This window comes from Variovorax sp. KBW07 (genome assembly GCF_003852515.1).
Taxonomy (GTDB): Bacteria; Pseudomonadota; Gammaproteobacteria; order Burkholderiales; family Burkholderiaceae_C; genus Variovorax.
Map to the genome: position 1 here is coordinate 1 of NZ_QAJK01000038.1, position 20,504 is coordinate 20,504.

Here is a 20,504-nt window from a genome sequence, read left to right on the forward strand (position 1 = left end):
TGGTGTACCGCTGATCAACGACCACTCTGATGACGCTCACGCGGATGGTGTGCTCTGCGCAGCGAAATAAAGGAGGAGCGAAGCGGGGGACATTCGCGGAGCAGAGCACACCGTCGGCGTGGGCGTCGCCCTGAATGACAGAAACGGAACACGCCCCCGAGGAACAATCACTTCGGCGGATAGCCAGCCTCAGCCAGCGCAGCCACGACAGCCTCCCGGTCCTCGGTAGTTTCGATGCGCACCGTTCTCGTAGGCATGTCGAACTCGAGCTTCGCCTGGGTGTCCAGGTTCTTCACGGCCCGGGCGACCCGGCTCGCGCAACCGCCGCAGGTCATCGACTGGATTTCGAACTCTTGCATGGAGACTCCTTCGTTGAAATATGCGTACGAGTGTCGGGGTTGACATCGTGTGAAGGTCAAGCGGCATGCACGCTGAATACGGCGCGGGTGAAAGGTTATTGGCAGGAATCTTGCTGCGCTGCCGCAACCGCTCGGGCAACTCCCCATGGCACGAAGCGGTTTGCGCCGGTAAATTGCCCCGCACGCCCAACGGCGCGCAAGCAATCGATTTCCCCACTTTGGCCCTCAGGAGTGTTCGTGGACGCATGGTCGAGCCAGCAGCTTTCTCCCCTGTACGGACGCGAGGTTTTTCGCTCGCACGAGGCGGACGAAACACACGAGCGGGTGGCCCATGAGCTGAAGGCGCATCGCAGCGTCTGGGGGCGCGGCAAGGTCGATGCGATCTTCTGCCGCGCCGAGCTGAGCGCACTGTCGCTGTGCATCCTGCGCTATGGCTGCGACGTCGACATCGAGCCCGATGCACTGGGCAACTTCGTGCTGGTCCAGATGCCGTTGCGGGGGCACGCCGAAATTCACACCGGCGGGCAGACGCTGCAGATTCATCCCGGCCAGGGCGCGGTGGTGTCCGCGCACAAGCCCGTGCGGCTGCGCTGGCATGCCGACTGCGAACAGCTGATGCTGAAGATCGAACTCAGCCGTCTGCAAGACGTGGCACGCCGCGCCTTCGCAACGCGCCATTCAGGCGACGTGGGCGAGATCGATTTCGAGATGCCGCTGCGGCTCGACGACGCTGCGGGCACGCAGTGGTGCCGCATGGTGGCCAACCTCGCGTCGTTGTTGCCGGCGCCGCGCGACAGCTCGCCGTACGACGCGCGCTGGCTTGCGCACTGCGAAGACAACCTCATGCTCTACCTGCTGTGCCACCGGCCCAACTCGGTGCGCAGGCAGCACGAGGCCCTGCGCATCGGCTCGGAAACCACCAGCCTGCGGCAGCTGCGGCGGGCCGAGGAATTCATGCGCGGCCATCTCGAAGCCGCGCTGTCGCTGGAAGAAGTGGCGCAGGCCGCCGGGGTCAACCGCCGCACGCTGGCGCTGCTGTTCCGGCGCTACCGCGATCTTTCGCCGATGGAAGTGTTGCGCAACATGCGGCTCGACGCTGCGCACGAGCAACTGGCACGCCACGACGGCACGAGCGTGACGCAGATCGCGCTCGACTGCGGCTTCTCGCACCTGAGCCGCTTTGCCGCCTGCTACCGCGAGCGCTTCGGCCAACTCCCGCGCGACACGTCGCGGGAGCCGGGCGCGAAGCACTGAGCAATCAAGACTTCATCGCGCACTTCACGGCCGAGCTGTCCTGGTAGTTCTGGAACACGGTGCCGATCACCTTGTTGGCGATGCGTCCGTTGGCGTCCTTGGCGATCACGCGCAGGTAGTAGTTCTGGATGGGAAAGTTGTTCGGGCCGTAGCGGAAATCGCCGCGCACCGACTTGTAGTTCGCCGCCTTGATCGCCTTGAGCAGTGCGGGCTTGTCGGCCACCTTGCCGCCCAGGTCGCGCACGGCCGCGTCCATGGCCATCAGCACGTCATAGGCCTGGCCCGCATAGAACGACGGGTTGCGCCCGTTGTTCTGCTGCCGGAAGGCGACCACGAAGCGCTGGTTGGCCGGGTTGTCGAGGTCGAACGACCAGTGCGCGGTGTTGAAGAGCCCGAGCATCGGCTCGCCCACGGCCGGGATCATGTCTTCGTCGGCCGAGAACGCGGTGGAGATCAGCGCCACGTCTTTCGACAGCCCCGCGGCAACGAACTGCTTGATGAAGCTCACGCCCATCGCGCCAGGCAGGAAGAAGTAGAGCGCCTCGGGCTTCGATGCGCGGATCTGCGCCAGTTCGGCCGAGTAATCGAGCTGCCCGAGCTTGGTGTACAGCTCGTCGCCCACGGTGCCCTTGAAGGTGTGCTTGAACCCGTTGATGGCGTCCTTGCCGCCGGGGTAGCTGGGCGCGATCATCGCGACCTTCTTGAACCCCTTGTCGGAGGCGAACTTGCCGGCCGATTCGTAGTACGCATCGTTGGGGTAAGACGCGCCGAAGAAGTACGGGTTGCAGCGTGCACCCGAATAGTCGCTCGGCCCCGCGTTGCTCGACAGGTAGGGCACCTTGGCGGCAAAGAGTGGTGGCCCCACGGCCAGCGCGACCGACGAGCCGACAGGCCCGGTGAACAGGTCGATCTTGTCGCGCAGCAGCATGCGGTCGACCACCTGTCGGGCCGTTTCGGGGTTGCCGGCGGTGTCGGCCTCGATGAACTCGACCGGCACGCCGCCGAGCTTGCCGCCCAGCTGCTTCATCGCAACGGCGAAGCCGGCCTTGGCCTCGGCACCGCCAACGGCGAACGGGCCTGAAAGGTCCATCGCAAGACCGACCTTGACGGCCGGTGCCTGCGCCTGTGCCTGCGATAGCGACGGCGTTGCGCCAGTGACGACGGCGATGGCCAACAAGGCCGTTCTGATGCTTGCCTGCGACATGAAAAATCTCCTCTCGGGGTGATTCGGTTGACGTGGGGGGATGCGAAGCGCGGGTCGGAGTCTGCGTGCCGCCATGGCGGGCGGCTATCCGTTTTCTGCAGCAAGCCGGCCTGCACGAAATGGACAGACAAGGGGGAGGGCGCTGCCCAGAATGCCCCGCAAACCCCACCCGTTTCCACCGTTTCAACCACTTCGAGAGACACCCACGATGAGTCAGTACATCGACATCCCGGCCGCCGACGGTGGCCAGACCTTTCGCGGCTACCTGGCCCTGCCGGCCTCGGGGCGCGGCCCCGGCATCGTGCTGTGCCAGGAGATCTTCGGCATCAACGACTACGTGCGCGAAGTGGCCGATCTCTATGCGGAAGAAGGCTACGTGGTGCTGGCGCCCGACCTGTTCTGGCGGATGGAGCCCAACGTCGACCTGGGCTATTCGCCGGAAGAGTGGCAGCGCGCCTTCGGCTTCTTCCAGAAGTTCGACATTACCGCCGGCATCGCGGACGTCACCGCCAGCGTGAAGGCGCTGCGCGCGCACCCGGCCTGCACCGGCAAGGTCGGCGCACTGGGTTTTTGCCTGGGCGGCAAGCTGGCCTACCTGGCGGCCGCGCATTCGGGCGTGGACGCGGCTGTGGGTTACTACGGCGTCGGCATTGAGGCCGCGCTCGACCTGGTGCCGAAGATCGAATGCCCGATCGCGCTGCACTTCGCCGAGCTCGACAAGTTCTGCCCGGCCGAGGCGCGCGCCCAGGTGCTCGATGCCTTCGCCGGCAAGCCGGGTGCACAGATGTACGTCTACCCCGGCGTGGACCACGCGTTCGCACGCACCGGCGGCGAGCATTTCGACAAGCCTTCCACCCTGATGGCGCACCAGCGCTCCATGGCGCTGTTCAAGGAAGCCATCGGCCCCGTCTACGACCTGTCGGCGCTCTGGGACAAGCACTGCGAGTACGAGTTCGCCACGCGCGACGTGGTCGCCACCATGGCCACGATGGTGAGCGAGCCCTACGTCAACCACATCCCGACCATGACCGGCGGGGTGGGAGCGAAGGAGCTGTCGCGCTTCTACAAGCACCACTTCATTCCGAGCACACCGCCGGACACGCGGCTCACGCCGATCTCGCGCACCGTGGGCGCGACGCAGATCGTCGACGAGATGCTGTTCTGCTTCACCCACTCGGTCGAGATCGACTGGATGCTGCCGGGCATCGCGCCCACCGGCAAGCCGGTGGAAATTCCGCTCGTGGCCATCGTGAAGTTCCGTGGCGACAAGCTCTATCACGAGCACATCTACTGGGACCAGGCCAGCGTGCTCGCGCAGATCGGCCTGCTCGACACCAAGGGCCTGCCCGTGGCCGGTGTGGAGACCGCGCGCAAGCTGGTCGATGAAACGCAGCCGTCGAACACACTGATGCCGCGCTGGTCGAAGTCGAACGGGCTGACCATCGCCGACCCCGCGCTGCCCCTGGGATGAAAGAAATCGACGCCATACTGGAACTCGTGGTGGTAGCTGTGCGGCCGCTCACGCCGGCCATCACGTCCTTCGTGCTGCGCGATGCGCGAGGCGGCGCGCTGCCGCCGTTCGCGCCGGGCGCGCACCTGGGCGTGCAGGTGGTCCAGCCCAATGGGCGCACCGGGCAGCGTGCGTATTCACTGGTGGCGCCGCATGCTGGCGACAGAGACTGCTACGAGATCGCCGTGCTCCGCGAGCCGCAGGGCGCGGGCGGCTCCGCCTGGATGCATGGCCTGGCGCAGGGCGCCGTCATTGCCACGCACCCGCCGCGCAATGACTTCGCACTGCACAAGGGCAGCGCACCGCCGTTGCTGGTCGCCGGTGGTATCGGCATCACGCCTCTGCTGTGCATGGCAAGGGCGCTGGCGGCCGAAGGGCTGCCCTTCGAGTTTCACTACGCCACCCGCAGCGAAGAGGCCACGGCCTACCTGCATGAAGTGCGCGCGCTGGGCGGGCGCGTGGTGCACGACGGCGGCGACCCGTCGCGCGGGCTGGCACTGAACGCGGTGCTGGCAAACCCGCAACCGGGCCGCCATCTGCATGTGTGCGGCCCCCGGGGCATGGTGCAGGCCGTGGTGGACACGGCCCGCGCGCTCGGCTGGCCCGACGACCACGTGCACAGCGAGCTGTTCGCCGGCGCCCTCGAACAGATGGAGGACACGCCCTTCGAGGTGCGCACGCTGCGTTCGGGCAAGACGCTCACCGTTTCGCCGCAACAGAGCCTGCTCGACGTGCTCATCGCCGCCGGGCTCGACCCCTTGTACGACTGCCGCCAGGGCGATTGCGGCGTGTGCGCCGTCGATGTGGTCGAGGGCATTCCCGACCACCGCGACCACAACCTCAGCGAACGCGAGAAGGCCGAAGGCCGGACCCTGTGCACCTGCGTGTCGCGCGCGAAGACGCCGCACCTGGTGCTCGACATCTGACGACGAAGTTTCAGGAGACCCACCCCCATGACGACAACCACCATCGACCTGCAGGCGCTCGTGCAGCCTGACCGCGTGCACAAGCGCGTCTACACCGACCCCGCCATCTTCGAGCTGGAGATGGACCGCGTCTTCGGCCAGGCCTGGCTGTACGTGGGCCACGAAAGCCAGGTGCCGAACGTCGGCGACTACTTCACCACGCGACTGGGCCGCGAGCCCGTGGTGATGGTGCGCCACACCGACGGCGAAGTGAACGTGCTGTACAACCGCTGCCCGCACAAGGGCGCCAAGATCGTGCCCGACGGCAGCGGCAGCGCCGGCAAGTTCCTGCGCTGCCTGTACCACGGCTGGACCTTCAAGTGCGACGGCAGCCTGCTGTCGGTGCCACTGCGCAGCGGCTATGAAGACACGGCGCTCGACCTCAAGGACGGGTCGCACTCGGTGCGCAAGGTGGCGCGCGTGGCGAGCCACCGCGGCTTCGTGTTCGCGAGCCTCTCAGAAGACGGCCCCGGGCTGACGGAGTTTCTGGGCGGCGTGGCCACCTCGCTCGACAACTTCTGCGACCGCGCCCCCGATGGCGAGGTGGAAGTGGCCGGCGGCGTGCAGCGCGTGATCCAGCGCAACAACTGGAAGATCTTCTTCGAGAACCTGCACGACACCATTCACGCGGTGGCCACGCACGAATCGTCGTGGCGCGCGGCCAAGGAAGAATACGAAGCCATGCCGGCCGGCACGCGCAAGCCCTTCGAGGTGGTGATCGTCGACGGCAACGGCGAGCCGCTGGAGTTCTGGGCCAACCTCGAACTCAAGGGCTACGACCACGGCCACGGCTTCATGGAAGGCATCTTCGTGCCGCCCACCGACCCGGTGAGCCTGGCCTACGTGGCATCGCTCGAAGCGAGCCAGGGCGCGCAACGCGCCGACGAAATTCTTCGCGTGAACCGGCACAACACCATCGTGTATCCGAGCTGTTCGCCGCACACCTCGTTCCAGCAGATCCGGGTGATCCGGCCGCTGTCGGTCGACCGCACGCTGGTCGAAATCTTCAGCTTCAGGCTCAAGGGCGCGCCGGAAGCGAGCTTCCAGCGCACGCTGAAATACACCAACATCGTCAATTCACCCTCGTCGAACGTGATGCCCGACGACCTGGAGGCCTACAACCGCGTGCAGGAAGGGCTGGGCTCGGACGGCGGCGACTGGGTCAGCATGCACCGCGCGGCCGGGCGCGACCAGCCCCTGCCGGGCGGGCGCGCCTCCACCGGCAACAGCGAGATGCCGTCGCGCAACATGTTTGCCGCCTGGGCGTCGTACATGGGCGTGCAGGCCGGAGGTGCGGAATGAACTTCAACGACTGGCACGAGCAGCAGGAGATCACCCAGTTCCTGCACCACGAGGCACGCCTCCTGGACGAACACCGCTGGGACGAATGGCAGCGCCTCTTCACGCCCGACGGGCTGTACTGGGTGCCGCTGGTGCACGGGCAGACCGATCACATCAACCACGCGTCGCTGTTCTGCGAAGACGCGCTGCTGCGCTCTATGCGGGCGCGGCGGCTCGAACAGGCGCGCGCCTATTCGCAGCAGCCGCCCACGCGCACGGTGCATGTGCTGGGCAACATCGCGCTCGAATCGCGTGGTGAAAGCGAAGGCGGTCTTGTCGTGCGCTCGACCTTCCTGCTGCTCGAATGGCGCAAGACCGAACAGCGCAGCTTCGGCGGCAGCGTGCTGCACACCCTGCGGCGCGACGGCGGCGAACTGCGCATGCAGGCCAAGCGCGTCGACCTGGTCAACTGCGACGCGCCGCACGAAGCCCTGCAGGTGTTCATGTGAGGGCCGCGCTGCTGGCCATGCACTACCAGAACGACGTGCTGCACGTCGATGGCAAGGTACGGGTGGGCGTGGCGGCCGACGACCCCGCACGGCCCCGGCTGATCGCCTCGGCTGCGCGCCTGATCGCCGGTGCGCGGGCGAACGGCGTGCCGGTGATCTTCGTGCGCATCGCCTTCGCGCCGGGCTATGCGGACTGCCTGCGCAACTGCACGCTGTTCCGGCGCGTGGCCGAAACGGGTGCGGTGCTCGACGGGTCATGGGGCGCGGAGTTCTATGGCGACCTCGCGCCGCTGCCGGGCGAAGCCATCGTCACGCACAAGCGGAACAACCCGTTCTGGGGCAGCGGGCTTGAAGAAGCCGTGCGCCGCACCGGCGCCTCGCGCCTCTATGTGGCGGGCATTGCGACCAATCATGTGGTCGAGCATGGCGCGCGCCACGCCAGCGACCTGGGCTACGAGGTGGCGGTGGTTGCCGATGCCTGCAGCACCGCGCAGGCGCACCTGCATGCGGCCAGCCTCGAAACGCTGGCGATGCTCGCGGAGGTGATGAACGTCGACAGCGCGATCGCGCAGATGGAGGCCACACCATGAACTTCGAAGGAAAAGTCGCCATCGTCACTGGTGCGGCCGCAATGCTCGGCAGCGCCATCGTGCGGGCCTTCGTGCAGGGTGGGGCGCAGGTGTTCGCGGTGGACATCGATACCGCGCGCGGCGAGGCGCTGCAGGCCGAGCTGGGCCCGCGCTGCCGCTTCGTGGCCTGCGACATCGCATCCGACACCGCGCTCGATGCATTGGTGGCCGACGTGCTCGCCAGCGCGGGCCGCATCGACTTCCTGGTCAACAACGCGGTGGTCTACGGCGACAAGGGGCTGGAGGCTTCGCGCGGCGAATGGCTGCACGCGCTCGATGTCAACCTGGTCTCCGGCGCGATGCTGCTGCAGAAGACCGCCAACGCGCTGGCGGCGCAGGGCGGGGCGGTCGTGAACATGGGCAGCGTCGGAGGCAAGTTCGGCGCGGCGGGGCGGGCGCTCTATCCCGCAGCCAAGGCGGCGATCCTGCAGCTCACGCGCAACCAGGCGGCCAGCCTGGCGCTGCGGCGCGTGCGGGTGAACTCGGTGTCGCCGGGCTGGACGTGGTCGGACGCGCTGTCCCGCATGGCCGGCGGCGACCGGGCGCATGCGGACCGTGTCGCGGCGCCCATGCATCCGCTGGGCCGCGCGGGCGACGCCGACGACGTGGCGCAGGTGGTGTTGTTCCTTTGCTCGGACGCCGCGCGCTTCGTGACGGGCGCGGACATTCCGGTCGACGGCGGGTTCTCGATGCTGGGGCCGGACCAGGGGCGTTCGGCGCGGGACTGGTTCGGCGGGTAGGCCGGGCGCCAGCCTGAAGGCATCCGAAATACAGGCCCAAATTTTTATCGGCGCCTCGTCCGGCAGACATTGCATGTTGGTAAGGTGTTCGTCCCATGACGAAGGCCTCCGTGGACACCTCACAGCCACCCGCAACGCCGGTCCCCGCATTGGCGGTCGACCCGGTTTCGTTTGCCGAAGCCCTGCGCTTCTGGCTCAAGCTCGGCTTCATCAGCTTCGGCGGACCCGCCGGCCAGATCGCGATCATGCACACCGAGCTGGTCGAGCGACGCCGCTGGATCAGCGAAAAACGCTTTCTGCATGCGCTGAACTTCTGCATGCTGCTGCCCGGCCCCGAGGCCCAGCAACTGGCCACCTACATCGGCTGGCTGATGCACCGTACCCGCGGCGGCATCGTTGCCGGCGCGCTGTTCGTGCTGCCCTCGCTGTTCATCCTGATCGCGCTGTCGTGGGTTTACCTGCGCTTTGGCAACGTGCCGGCGGTCGCAGGCATCTTCTACGGCATCAAGCCGGCCGTCACGGCGCTGGTGCTGCATGCGGCCCACCGCATCGGCAGCCGCGCCTTGAAGAACCGATGGATGTGGGGCATTGCCGCCGCGGCCTTCGTGGCGATCTTTGCCTTCGACACGCCGTTCCCGGCCATCGTGCTGGCAGCGGGCCTCATCGGCCACTTCGGCGCGCGATGGGCGCCCGGGGTCTTTGCGCTCGGCGGCGGCCATGGCAGCGCCAGGCAAGGCTACGGCCCGGCGCTGATCGACGACGACACGCCCACGCCGCCGCATGCGCGCTTCTCGCGTTCGCAGCTGGTCAAGGTCCTGGGCATCGGCCTGGGCTTCTGGCTGCTGGCCATGGTCGTGCTGGTTGCCACCCAGGGTGTGCAGGGCACGCTCACGCAGATGGGCTGGTTCTTCACCAAGGCGGCGCTGCTGACCTTCGGGGGCGCCTACGCCGTGCTGCCCTACGTCTACCGGGGGGCCGTGGAGCAATACCACTGGCTCTCGGGCGCGCAGATGATCGACGGGCTGGCGCTGGGAGAAACCACGCCGGGGCCGCTGATCATGGTCGTGGCCTTCGTCGGCTTCGTCGGTGGCTGGCTGAAGCAGGTGCTGGGGCCGGACTCGTTGTTCCTGGCGGGGGCACTGGCCGCGACCGTGGTCACCTTCTTCACCTTCCTGCCTTCGTTCATCTTCATTCTTGCCGGCGGCCCCGCGATCGAGGCCACGCACGGCAAGCTGGGCTTTACGGCGCCGCTGTCGGCGATCACCGCGGCGGTGGTCGGCGTGATCCTGAACCTGGCGCTTTTCTTTGCGTACCACGTGCTCTGGCCACAGGGTTTCGGCGGCCGTTTCGACGGGATCTCCGCGGCCATTGCCGTGGCCGCGGCCGTCGCGTTGTTCCGCTTCAAGGTCGGCGTGATGCCGCTGCTCGGCGCCTGCGCGGCCCTCGGGTTGGCGGTGACCTTGCTGCTTCCGCTGCTGCCGCGCTGAAGGCGCCGTTCAGGCGCGAGGCGCCGGCCCCTTGATCAAGAGCGTCAGTGGGCGTGGCTGTGGTGCGCGTCGGGAACATGCGCGTGCCGATGGCGCACGGCATCGTGACGGTGAAGGTGCGAGTGCGGCCCGGCCGGCGGCACCGGGTGTTCGTGGTCGTGGTGCCCATCGTCGTGGCTGTGCGCATGCTCGTGTTCCAGGGCCTCGTGCGTGTGTTCGTGCGCATGCGACTCGGCAAGGTGAAGCACCACGCCCGCGAGCATCAGGGCGCCACCCGCAGCCGTGGCCCAACCCAATGAGCGATCTCCCATGCCCACCGCGATCGCGGCGCCGATGAAAGGCGCAAAGGCGAACACGGAACCGGTACGGGCCGCGCCGAACGCGCGCTGTGCCAGCAGGTAAAAGCGCAGGCTGAGGCCGTATCCGGCGGCGCCGATGAGCAGCAGGCTCAAGGCCATCGGCAGGCTCGGGAAGTGTTCGCCGGTTGCCACCGCCAGCACCGAGGTCGCAGCCGCGCCCATCGCCGATTTGTACAGCACCACCTGTGCGGGATCGCGTTCGGCGAGCGCACGGGACAGCGTGTTGTCGAGGCCCCAGGCCGCCGTCGCGGTCATGACCGCCAGCAAACCCAGCAGCTGGGTCCCGCCGCTGAGCCCGCGGTCGATGACCAGCACGGCACCGCCCGCGAGCAACAGCAGCATGGCGGTCCACACGCGCGCGTCCATGACTTCGCGGTAGAGCGAGCGTGCCAGCACGGCGGTGAAAAGCGCCTCGAGCGTGAGCATCAACGACGCACTGGCGCCGCTGGTCTTCTGCAGGCCCCAGGCCAATGCCACCGGACCCACGACGGCGCCGAGCATCGCCATCGTGACGAGCCGCTTGCCGTCGCCGCGCTGGAGCCGGCTTTCCGCATCGACCGGCTGCCGAAGGACTGCGCCCAGAAGCGCGGCGCCGGCATAGAGCAGGGCGGCGGTGGTGAACGGACCGATGCCGATGCCCGCGCGCTGCAGGAATGGCGTGCTGATGCCGAACAGCAGCGCGGCAGCCAGTGCGAGAAGGCCGCCACGCAAGGCGGGGAAGGTTCGGGTCCAGGAGGTCATGGGCTGGAAGTTTTTACGGAACGGCGCCCGGGGCGAGGGAGAGGGCGCCGGAATCAGGGCGCAAGACAAGCGAGATTCTTGCACCTTCGCTTTCACCACTCGCCCCACATGGCGGGCACCTTGCGGCGCGGCGTATGCGATGAACGCGGCGCCGCCTCGAGGGCATTGGCCGGGACGCGCCGTCCCGGCCTGCTTGCCTACCTGCTTGCCTACTTCCCAGCCGCCTTCGCAACGTTCACGGAGCCCTTCATGCCCATGTCGTAGTGGCCGGGCTGCAGGCAACCGAAGTCGACCTTGCCGGCCTGGGTGAACTGCCAGACGACTTCGCCCGTCTTGCCGGCGGCCAGCGTCACCATGTTCGGCTCGGCGTGTTCCATCTCGGGGTTCTTCTTCATGGCCTCGTAGTGGGCCTTCAGGTCTTTCTCGGAGCCGAGCACCAGCTCGTGCTTCAGCTGGCCGGAATTGGTGACCACGAAGCGCACGGTCTCGTTCTGCCGCACGTCGATGCTGGCGGGGCTGAAGCGCATCGAATCGGTCATGTCGACCTTGACCGTGCGCGTGACCTTGGCGGCCACGCCCGGCTTGCCCGTGGCGTCGTGGTCGGCGTGGGCGCCATGGCTGACGGCATGGGTGCCGGCGGCGCTGGCGCTTGCGGCGGCGAACATGGAGAGGGCGAAGAGGGCGAGGGTGTGAAGTGTTTTCATGAAAATTCCTTGATTGGGTTTGTGTGCGGCGATGCCGAAACGGACGAGCAGACGAGCGGACGTGCAGGTAGGCGCGCGCGGCCATGCCCGGCGACGGATCACGGGGCGCGACGGCGGGCGCGGTCAGGCGCGAGGGGGCTTTTCAGGAACGCGGGGCACGATGGCCCGCAGGGCGCTGTGTTGCGCCACGAGGTCTGCCGCGGGCAGATGGGGTACGGCCAGGGCCGGCGCCGTGGGCATCGGTGCGGCAGCCTGGCAGGCGCCGCAGGTGCCGCACTTGTGGGAGGTGTCACCGTCCGGCGCGGCGTGGTCATGTGAGGAAGCGTTGTGCGCCGTGGTTGCTTTGACCGTCACCGCCGCTTGCGCGGAGGTCGGTTCGCAGAACGCCTGGGACACGGCCGCGAACCCCTGGAAGGGGATCACGAGCATCAAGGCCCACAGCAGGAACGCACGCAAACGGCACATGCCGAAATTCTAGGGGCGCGGCGCCGGGCGCGGATTACATCTCGGTAATGTGTGCGCGGTGAGCGCCCCTGCCGAAATGCACGCTCAGTTCAGGCGCCAGCCACCAGCCTGTACCAGTCGATGCCCGCGTCGTCCCGGTCGCGCGCGATCTCGCCGCGGTGCATCAGGTAGTTGAGGCATGCCAGGCTCTCGCCGGTCGCCATGCCCAGCAGCGCCACGTCGGACTCGGCGATGCTGCGCGCGAACAGGCTGCCGAACACATCGACCGCGCGCTTGGGCGTCTTCAGGGCGCCCTTCAAGCGCTCGAGCGCGCGTTCCTGCCCCGTCTGCAGCCTGTCGATGCGGGCATGCAGGCCGCGAAAGCATTCGTTGTGCGACGGCAGCACCAGCACGTCGTCGGGAATCTCGCGCTTGAGCTTGGCCAGCGACGAGAGCCAGTCGGCCATCGGGTCGGCGTCGGGCTCGACGGGCGACACCGACACGTTCGACGAGATGCGCGGCAGGATCTGGTCGCCCGACACCAGCACCTTCAGGTCGGGGCAGTACAGGCAGGCATGTTCGGGCGAGTGGCCGTTGCCGGTGACCACGCGCCAGTCGTGCGTGCCGATGCGCAGAACCTCGCCGTCGCGCAGCCGCCTGAAGCTGTCGGGCAGCGGATGAATGTGCTTGCCGAAGTTGCCGAAGCGCGTGCGGTAGGTCTCGATGGCGGCGTCGCTCCAGCCGGCGCGCCGGTAGAACGCGATGGCGTCGTCGGGGGCTTCGCGGCCGGTGTCGGACACCATCACGCGGCACATCAGGTATTCGGAGCGGGTCATCCACAGCCGCACGCCGAACTTGCGGGTGAGCCAGCCGGCCATGCCCACGTGGTCGGGGTGCATGTGCGTCACGAAAACCCGGGTCAGCCCGCGCGTGTCGGGCGAGTTGGCGAACAGTTCGCGCCATACCGCCACGGTTTCTTCGGTGCGCACGCCGGTGTCGACCACCGCCCAGCCTTCGCCGTCGTCGATGGCCCACAGGTTGATGTGGTCGAGCGAGTAGGGCAGCGGCATGCGGATCCAGCGCACGCCCGCGGCAACCTCGATCGACTGGCCGCGCTGCGGCAATTCGGCGAAGGGATAAATGAGCTTGCCCTTGGCCGCTTCCGCCGCCTGCGCCGTTTCTTCCAGACCGTCCATCGTGTGTATCTCCTGAGGGTCCATTGTGACGCCGGATAATGCCCGGCTGCCTGACACCAGCCCCCAACCATCCTTGAAGTGAGAGTGCGTGAAATTCATTCATGCCGCCGACATCCATCTCGACAGCCCCTTGCACGGCCTGAGCGCGTACCCCGACGCGCCCGCCGCGCATCTGCGCAACGCATCGCGCGACGCGTTTTCGCAATTGGTCGAGCGCGCCATCGAAGAACAGGTGGCGTTCGTCGTCATTGCCGGCGACCTGTACGACGGCGACTGGAAAGATCACAACACCGGCATCTTCTTCAGCAAGGAAATGGGGCGCCTGAAGCGCGCCGGCATTCGCGTGTTCCTGCTGTTCGGCAACCACGACGCCGAGAGCGAAATGACCCGCAAGCTCACGCTGCCGGACAACGTGACGAGCTTTTCCTCGCGCAAGCCCGAGGTGCACAAGCTCGACGACCTGAAGGTGGCGCTGCACGGCCAGAGCTTCAAGGACAAGGCCATTACCGAGAACCTGGTGCTGAAGTACCCCGAACCGGTGGCCGGGTACTACAACATCGGCGTGCTTCACACCGCGCTGGAGGGGTACATGGCGCACGCGAACTACGCGCCGTGTTCGCGTGCCGAACTCAATGCCCGGGGCTATGACTACTGGGCGCTGGGCCACGTGCATGAGTTCCAGCACTGGTCGGAGCAGTCCGACATCGTCTTTCCCGGCAACCTGCAGGGCCGGCACATCCGCGAGACCGGCCGCCGCGGCGCGGTGCTGGTGACGGTGGAAGAGGGCCACACGCAGGTCGAGCGCCTGTACATCGACGTGCTGCGCTGGGAGGCGGTGGCGGTCGATGCATCGGAGTGCCTCTCGATGGCCGACGTGGCGCGCCAGGTCGGCCGTGCGCTCGAAGACCTGCTGCTGGTCGACGGCGACGTGCCGCGCGCGGTGCGGGTCACGCTGCAAGGGCGCACGCGGGCGCATGGCGCGCTGTTCGGTAAGGCCAACGAGCTTCGCGCCGAAGTGCTGGGGCAGATTGCCGCCATCGGCAACGAGCGGCTCTGGCTGGAGAAAGTGAAGATCGCCACGGAGCCCTTCGGCGAGGTGGCCGATGTCGGCGCCCGCATGGACGCCATCGCCGACCTGCAGGAAATTCTGGGCGAGGCGGTGGCCGACCCCGATTTCATCGCGCAGCTGCGCAACGAATTGCAGCCGTTCTTCGGCAAGGTGGCGGCCGACGTGAAAGAAGACGTCCCGTTCCTCACGCAGGCGCGTGAGGGCGATTTCACCGCCTTGCTGCAGCACGTTTCGCCGGCGCTGCTGGCCAGCCTGATGGACGGGGAGTGAAGTCCATGCGCATCAAGCAACTGCAACTGATCAAGTACGGCAAGTTTGACGGCACGTCCCTCGAATTTGCGAAATCCGAAGCCCGGGCCGAGTTCGACTTCCACGTCATCGTGGGCCCGAACGAGGCCGGCAAGTCCACCGTGCGCAATGCCATTTCCGAGCTGCTGTTCGGCATGCCGTTGCGGACCCGGCTGGACTTCAGGCATGCGCTGACCGAGCTGCGCCTGGGCGGCACGCTCGAAAGCGGCACTGACAACACCGTGTTCCACCGGGCCCGCGGCAGAACGCCGCTGCGCACGCCGGCCGACGAAGCGCTGCCCGAAAACCACCTCGCACCCTTCCTCGGCACCGCCGACAAGGCGTTCTTCGAGCAGATGTTCTGCATGGACCACGAGCAGCTGGTCGAGGGCGGCAAGAGCATCCTCGATGCCTCGAAAGACGTCGGCCGCGTGCTGTTCCAGTCGGCCGCGGGCATCGCGAGCCTCGGTCCGGTGCGCGAGGCATTGGAGAAGCAGGCCAGCAGCCTCTGGGCGCCGCGCAAAGGCAGCAGCGACTACGCACAGGCGGTGCAGCGCTACGACGAGGCCAGCGCCGAGCTGAAGAGCGCACAGGTCAAGACCAAGGTGTGGAGCGACACCAAGAGCGCGCTCGAAGAAGCACTGAACGACATCGCCGCCGAAGAAGCGAAGCGCGCGTCGCTGGAAACGGTGCGCTCCCGGCTGGAGCGGGTGCGCCGCCTCGCACCGCACCTGCTCAAGCTGCAGGCCCACGAAGCCGAGCTGGCCGCGCTGGGCGAGGTGACCGAATTTCCCCCCACGGCGCATGCCGACCTGACGACGGGCGCGGCCGAGCTTTCGTCCGCCGAGGCGCTGTTGCAGGCGCGCGCCATGGACGTGCAGGCCCGGACAAAAGACAGCGAAGCGGTGTCGTTCGACGGCGCCATGCTGGCCTTCAGGCAGGACATCGAGGCGCTCGATGCCCTGCGCAGCCTGTGCGCGAACCATCCACGCGACCTGCCGTTGCGGCAGGCCGAGGTCGACCGCCTGCTCGAAGAAGCCAGGGCCGCCGCCGTGCAACTGGGCTGGCCGGCCGACGAGGCCGGCATTCGCGCCAGCCTGCCGACGACGCTGGCGCTGAAGGCCGTTTCCAACCTGCTGCGGGACCGGGGCGCCATTCACCAGGCGATGCGCAGCGCCGAAGAAACCGTGCAGCAGAAGACGGCGGACCTGCTCGGCCACGAGGCTGAACTGCAAGGACTCCAGTCTTCGGAGGTGCCGTTGAAATTGCGGCAGGCGCTCGATGAAGCGCTGCCGCTGAAGAACAGCGGCGCGCGGCAGCGGACGCTTGGCGCCGCCGTCGATCAGGCGAGCGCAAGGCTGACCCATGCGCTGACGGCGCTGGGCCGTTGGCGCGCGCCGGTCGATGCGCTGCGCGGCATGCAGGGGCCGTCCACCACGCGGATCGCCGCCCTGCAACGCCAGCGCCACGAAAGCGCGGCGGCATGCGCCCATGCGCGCGAAAAGCTCGAAGAATCGCGCGCCGAGGCAGAACGCCTAGAACTCCAGGCGACGCATTTCGAGCACGCGCACAAGGTCGTCACGCCGACCGAAGTGCACGAGGCGCGCGCGAACCGCGACACCACGTGGACGTCGATCAAGCGCGGCGACGTGTCGGTTGCCACCGGGGCGCCATCGCTCGATGCGGCGATCCGGCTTGCCGACGAACTGGTCGATTCGCAGCTCGGCACCGCGACCGATGCCGCGACCTTGCAGAGCATCCGGCAGCAGCTGGCGCAGGCGAAAGCGGGCGTGCTGCGGCATGCGCAACTGCTTGCGGACCGCACGGCCGAACTCGAACAGCTCGACCAGGGCTGGTCGGCCACCGCCACAGCCGCCGGGTGGACCGGCATGCCGCTGGACGACGCCGCCGACTGGCTCGACAAGCGGGCCGAGGCGCTGGAAGCCCAGGAAGCGCTGGAGCAACGGCAGCGCGACCTGGACGACGAGTCTTCCGCAGCGCGCAAGGCGTGCGAGGCGCTGGCATCGGCATTGAAAGACGCAGCGGTTGCCGTGCCGGAAGAGGGCGACCTCGCGGCACTTTGCACCGCGGCCAGCCTTCATGTGAGCCAGGCCGACGCCACGCTCGCCCGCAAGAGCGGGCTGCAGCAACAGCTGGCGCAGGCGCGGCGCGCACTGGAGGGCTTCAAGGCGAACGCCGAATCGGCGGCGCACCAGCATCAGGCCTGGTCGCTTCAATGGTCCGCGGCGCTGCAAAGCGCAACGCTGCAGGCGGCTTCGGCTACCTTCGCCGAGGCCGAAGGCGCGGTCGAGCTAGCGAACCTGGCGGCCGACCGGTTGCAGAAGGTGGACGACATCCGCCGCGAGCGCATCGACACCATGCGGGCGGACCTGGCCAAACTCGAAGCCGAGGCGCGCCGGCTCGGTGCCCTGGTCGAGCCCGGACTGCTCTCGCTCGGCGATTGGCCCGAAGTGTCCCGCCGCCTGTCGCAGCGCCTGCAGGAAACGACCAGCGCGGCGCAGAAAGCCGCACTGGCCCAAACGGCGCTGGCAACGGCGCAGTCGCAGGAGAGCGAAGCCGGGCTGCGGGTGCGCACGGTGCAGGCGAAGCTGAAGCCGCTGCTTGAACTCGCCGGTGTCGATTCCGCACCCGCGGCCCTTCCGCTGGTGGAGCGGTCCGACAGGCAACGCGCGCTTCGCAGCGAGTTGGCCGAGGCGCGCGAGGCGCTCATCCAGGACGGCGACGGGTTGGCCCGCGAGGCCATCGAAGCCGAAATATCGGCGCACGCCCCGACCGAAGTCATGGGCCTGCTGGAGCAGGCGCGCAACGATCTGTCCGCGGTGAACGAGCGGCTGAACCTGCTGCTGCAAAAGCGCGTGACCGCGGAGCAGGCGTTCTCCGCCATCGCGGGGCAGGCCAACGCCGCCACCGCCGAGGCACGCCGGCAAGAGGCACTGGCCGCGATGGGCGAAGTGGCCGAGCAATACCTGGAAGTGGCCACGGCGGGCAAGTTGCTCAAATGGGCCATCGACCGCTATCGCGACCGCAAGCAGGGGCCGATGCTCCAGCGTGCCAGCGCGGTGTTCTTCGAGCTCACGCTGGGCGACTTCACCAAGCTGGGCGTCGACTACGAGAAAGACACGCCCGCGCTGTATGCGCGCCGAAAGGGCGGGCAGGTGGTGGAGGTCTCGGGCCTGAGCGAAGGCACGCGAGACCAGCTCTACCTGGCGCTGCGCATCGCGGCACTGGAGCTTCATCTGGAAAACGCGAAGGCGCTGCCGTTCGTGGCCGACGACCTGTTCATCAACTTCGACGACGAGCGGGCCAAGGCCGGGCTGAGGGCGTTGCGGGAGCTGTCGAAGCGAACGCAGGTGGTGTTTCTTACCCACCATGACCACCTGCTGCCGTTCGTGCGCGAGGTGTTTTCCGAGAGCGTGAACGTCATCGAGCTTCAGCGAGAGTCAGCGGCCGAAATCGCGGGCTGAAGCTGTCGCCGGTTTTTGTTTTTTCTCGAATGAGCGCCGAGGGTGAGGAACCTCCGGGCGAGCGCAGCCTCTTACCCAGCTTTTGCGCTCGCCTTCCTTTTCTCTTTTTCTTGCCCGCTCTCTCCAGATGAATGAAATCCGCGATACCGCCGCCGAACTCTTGCGTTTTCGCCGCCGCGTGGTGGTGATCGGCTGCGTGGTGTTGTTCGGGTTCGGACTCATCGGCGCGCGGCTGGCCTTCTTGCAGGTGGTGCGCCACGAAGAGCTGGCCGACCGGGCCGAGAGCAATCGCACGGCCATCGTGCCGGTGGTGCCCAACCGCGGGCAGATTCTTGACCGCAATGGCGTGGTGCTGGCATCGAACTACGCCGCCTACACGCTGGAGATCACGCCGTCGAAAGTCGGCGACATCAACACCGCCATCGACGAGCTCGGCGCGCTGGTCGAAGTGACGCCGAGGGACCGGCGCCGCTTCCAGCGCCTGCGCGAAGACTCGCGCAGCTTCGATTCCATTCCGATACGCACCCGCCTGAGCGACGAGGAAGTGGCCCGCTTCGCCGCCCAGCGCTACCGCTTTCCGGGCGTGGAGATCAAGGCGCGGCTGTTCCGCACCTATCCGCATGGCGAAGTGGCGTCGCATGTCGTCGGCTACATCGGCCGCATCAACCAGCGCGAGAAAACCGCGATGGACGACTGGGAAGAAGACGAGCGCGCCAACTACCGGGGCACCGACTACATCGGCAAGCTCGGCATCGAGCAGAGCTACGAAAAGGTGCTGCACGGCCAGACCGGCGTGGAGCAGATGGAAACCTCGGCCGGGGGGCGCGCCGTGCGCCGCCTGGCGCGCCACCCCGCCACGCCGGGCCAGACGGTGATGCTGTCGCTCGACATCAAGCTGCAGAAACTGGTGGAAGACATGTTCGGCGACCGGCGCGGCGCGCTGGTGGCCATCGACCCGAAGACAGGCGAGGTGCTGGCCTTCGTGAGCAAGCCGACGTTCGACCCCAACCTGTTCGTCGAGGGCATCGACACCGAGAGCTGGAAGGCACTGACCGAATCGCCCGACAACCCGCTGCTGAACCGCGCGCTGCGCGGCACGTACCCGCCGGGCTCCACGTACAAGCCCTTCATGGCGATGGCGGCGCTGCAGACCGGCAAGCGCGCGGCGGACAAGGTAGAGAACGACCCTGGCTTCTACAACTTCGGCGGGCGCACCTTCCTGAGCCACCGGGGCGGGCTGGGCGGGGTCGACATGCACCGCGCGATCCAGTTTTCGAGCAACACGTATTTCTATTCGCTGGCCAGCGAAATGGGCGTGGACCTGATCCACGACTTCATGGCGCCGCTGGGTTTCGGGCAGTTCACGGGCATCGACCTGCAGGGCGAGTCGCGTGGCGTGCTGCCGAGCAAGGCATGGAAGCGCGCGGCGTACCGGCGCGCCGACATGAAGACCTGGCACCCGGGCGAGACGATTTCACTCGGCATCGGACAGGGCTACAACAACTTCACGATGCTGCAGCTGGCGTCGGCCAACGCAACGCTGGCCAACGGCGGCGTGCGCTACCAGCCGCACCTGGTGCGCGCGATCCGCGACACGGTGAGCGGCGAGGTGGTGCGGCAGGTACAACCTCCGGCGCAAGACCTGGGCTATGCGCGCAAGCACGTGGAGGTGGTGCGCGACGCGATGGTGGCGGTCACGAAGGGCGGCACGGGCACCCGGGTGTTCGCGGGCGCAGCCTACACGTCGGCGGGCAAGACGGGCACGGCGCAGGCGGTGAGCCTGGGGCCTAAAGCACGCGCAAGCGGCAAGGCCCTGGAAGCGCGCCAGCGCGACCACGCGCTGTACATGGCGTTCGCCCCGGCCGAAAACCCGACGATCGCGGTGGCGGCAATCGTGGAGAACGCGGGCTTCGGCGCGGCGCACGCAGCGCCGATCGTGCGACGGGTGTTCGACTACTGGATTGCGGGGCAGTACCCGAACGACGCGGACATGGCGGCGGTGAAGGTAGGGAAGGCGGGCGCGCCTCTCGGCAAGCCGTTGCTGGCGGACGAGGTGCCGCTGGTGGAAGACTCTGCGGAGGGTGGCGAGGCTTCGGCGCTTTGAGTGCCCTGAATTCGGGGGCATTCTTGGTTTGTGCGACTGACACCGGGTGCTCCCCTCCGCGAATGTCCCCCGCTTCGCTCCTCCTTTATTTCGCTGCGGGGAGCACCCGATCCCATTCGCACGAGGGCGCTGCGCTTGTGCCGTTCGACCAACCAGTGCTCTGAGCCGCTCGCGCC

General features: G+C 67.6%; 17 protein-coding genes. 11 read left to right on the forward strand and 6 right to left on the reverse strand.

Going from position 1 to position 20,504, the window contains the following annotated elements:
• Positions 1-167: 167 nt before the first annotated feature.
• Complete coding sequence (locus DBV14_RS08385) at positions 168-359, reverse strand: heavy-metal-associated domain-containing protein (protein ID WP_124458729.1); 192 nt, start codon at positions 357-359, stop codon at positions 168-170.
• Between the two features lie 237 nt (positions 360-596).
• Here DBV14_RS08385 and DBV14_RS08390 point away from each other — a divergent pair, with 237 nt between their 5' ends.
• Positions 597-1,613 (forward strand): AraC family transcriptional regulator, encoded by a 1,017-nt coding sequence (locus DBV14_RS08390; RefSeq protein WP_124458730.1) that lies wholly within the window; start codon positions 597-599, stop codon positions 1,611-1,613.
• Between the two features lie 4 nt (positions 1,614-1,617).
• On the opposite strand, the gene DBV14_RS08395 is transcribed toward DBV14_RS08390, so the two are convergent.
• A complete protein-coding gene (locus DBV14_RS08395) occupies positions 1,618-2,817 on the reverse strand; it encodes an ABC transporter substrate-binding protein (protein WP_124458731.1) in 1,200 nt (399 codons plus the stop codon).
• Between the two features lie 208 nt (positions 2,818-3,025).
• Between DBV14_RS08395 and DBV14_RS08400 the strand changes: the two genes are divergently transcribed.
• From DBV14_RS08400 to chrA, 7 genes are all read left to right on the forward strand, one after another.
• Positions 3,026-4,288, forward strand: coding sequence for a dienelactone hydrolase family protein (locus tag DBV14_RS08400; protein WP_124458732.1), 1,263 nt, complete (start codon positions 3,026-3,028; stop codon positions 4,286-4,288).
• Entirely contained in the window at positions 4,285-5,253 is a 969-nt protein-coding gene (locus DBV14_RS08405; RefSeq protein ID WP_124458733.1) for a PDR/VanB family oxidoreductase, read from the forward strand. The genes DBV14_RS08400 and DBV14_RS08405 overlap by 4 nt, the downstream gene beginning before the upstream one ends.
• 27 nt (positions 5,254-5,280) lie before the next feature.
• Positions 5,281-6,594: an aromatic ring-hydroxylating dioxygenase subunit alpha gene (locus DBV14_RS08410; protein ID WP_124458734.1), complete on the forward strand. Its 1,314-nt coding sequence runs from the start codon at positions 5,281-5,283 to the stop codon at positions 6,592-6,594.
• Entirely contained in the window at positions 6,591-7,082 is a 492-nt protein-coding gene (locus DBV14_RS08415) for an aromatic-ring-hydroxylating dioxygenase subunit beta (protein ID WP_124458735.1), read from the forward strand. Before DBV14_RS08410 ends, DBV14_RS08415 begins: the two co-directional genes overlap by 4 nt.
• Positions 7,079-7,672: a cysteine hydrolase family protein gene (locus DBV14_RS08420; protein ID WP_124458736.1), complete on the forward strand. Its 594-nt coding sequence runs from the start codon at positions 7,079-7,081 to the stop codon at positions 7,670-7,672. The genes DBV14_RS08415 and DBV14_RS08420 overlap by 4 nt, the downstream gene beginning before the upstream one ends.
• Positions 7,669-8,451, forward strand: a complete 783-nt coding sequence (locus DBV14_RS08425; RefSeq protein ID WP_124458737.1) for an SDR family oxidoreductase — start codon at positions 7,669-7,671, stop codon at positions 8,449-8,451. Before DBV14_RS08420 ends, DBV14_RS08425 begins: the two co-directional genes overlap by 4 nt.
• A gap of 95 nt (positions 8,452-8,546) precedes the next feature.
• The gene (gene chrA / locus DBV14_RS08430) at positions 8,547-9,938 is read left to right on the forward strand and encodes a chromate efflux transporter (protein ID WP_260396878.1); all 1,392 of its coding nucleotides are present in this window, start codon (positions 8,547-8,549) and stop codon (positions 9,936-9,938) included.
• A gap of 44 nt (positions 9,939-9,982) precedes the next feature.
• Here the strand turns inward: chrA and DBV14_RS08435 are convergent, their stop codons facing one another.
• From DBV14_RS08435 to DBV14_RS08450, 4 genes are all read right to left on the reverse strand, one after another.
• Entirely contained in the window at positions 9,983-11,038 is a 1,056-nt protein-coding gene (locus tag DBV14_RS08435) for a DMT family transporter (RefSeq protein WP_124458738.1), read from the reverse strand.
• Between the two features lie 209 nt (positions 11,039-11,247).
• Positions 11,248-11,742 carry a plastocyanin/azurin family copper-binding protein gene (locus tag DBV14_RS08440; protein WP_124458739.1) on the reverse strand — a complete coding sequence of 165 codons (495 nt, stop codon included), beginning with the start codon at positions 11,740-11,742 and terminating at the stop codon, positions 11,248-11,250.
• A 123-nt stretch (positions 11,743-11,865) separates the two neighbouring features.
• On the reverse strand, positions 11,866-12,207 hold the full coding sequence (locus DBV14_RS08445; protein ID WP_124458740.1) for a hypothetical protein: 342 nt from the start codon (positions 12,205-12,207) through the stop codon (positions 11,866-11,868).
• Between the two features lie 89 nt (positions 12,208-12,296).
• Positions 12,297-13,382, reverse strand: coding sequence for an MBL fold metallo-hydrolase (locus tag DBV14_RS08450; protein ID WP_124458741.1), 1,086 nt, complete (start codon positions 13,380-13,382; stop codon positions 12,297-12,299).
• An 88-nt stretch (positions 13,383-13,470) separates the two neighbouring features.
• Here DBV14_RS08450 and DBV14_RS08455 point away from each other — a divergent pair, with 88 nt between their 5' ends.
• The 3 genes from DBV14_RS08455 (at position 13,471) to mrdA (ending at position 20,328) form a co-directional block, all read left to right on the forward strand.
• Positions 13,471-14,721 carry a DNA repair exonuclease gene (locus tag DBV14_RS08455; protein WP_124458742.1) on the forward strand — a complete coding sequence of 417 codons (1,251 nt, stop codon included), beginning with the start codon at positions 13,471-13,473 and terminating at the stop codon, positions 14,719-14,721.
• Between the two features lie 5 nt (positions 14,722-14,726).
• Complete coding sequence (locus DBV14_RS08460) at positions 14,727-18,224, forward strand: YhaN family protein (protein WP_124458743.1); 3,498 nt, start codon at positions 14,727-14,729, stop codon at positions 18,222-18,224.
• Positions 18,225-18,351: 127 nt separating this feature from the next.
• Positions 18,352-20,328: a penicillin-binding protein 2 gene (gene mrdA / locus DBV14_RS08465; protein WP_124458744.1), complete on the forward strand. Its 1,977-nt coding sequence runs from the start codon at positions 18,352-18,354 to the stop codon at positions 20,326-20,328.
• Positions 20,329-20,504: the final 176 nt, after the last annotated feature.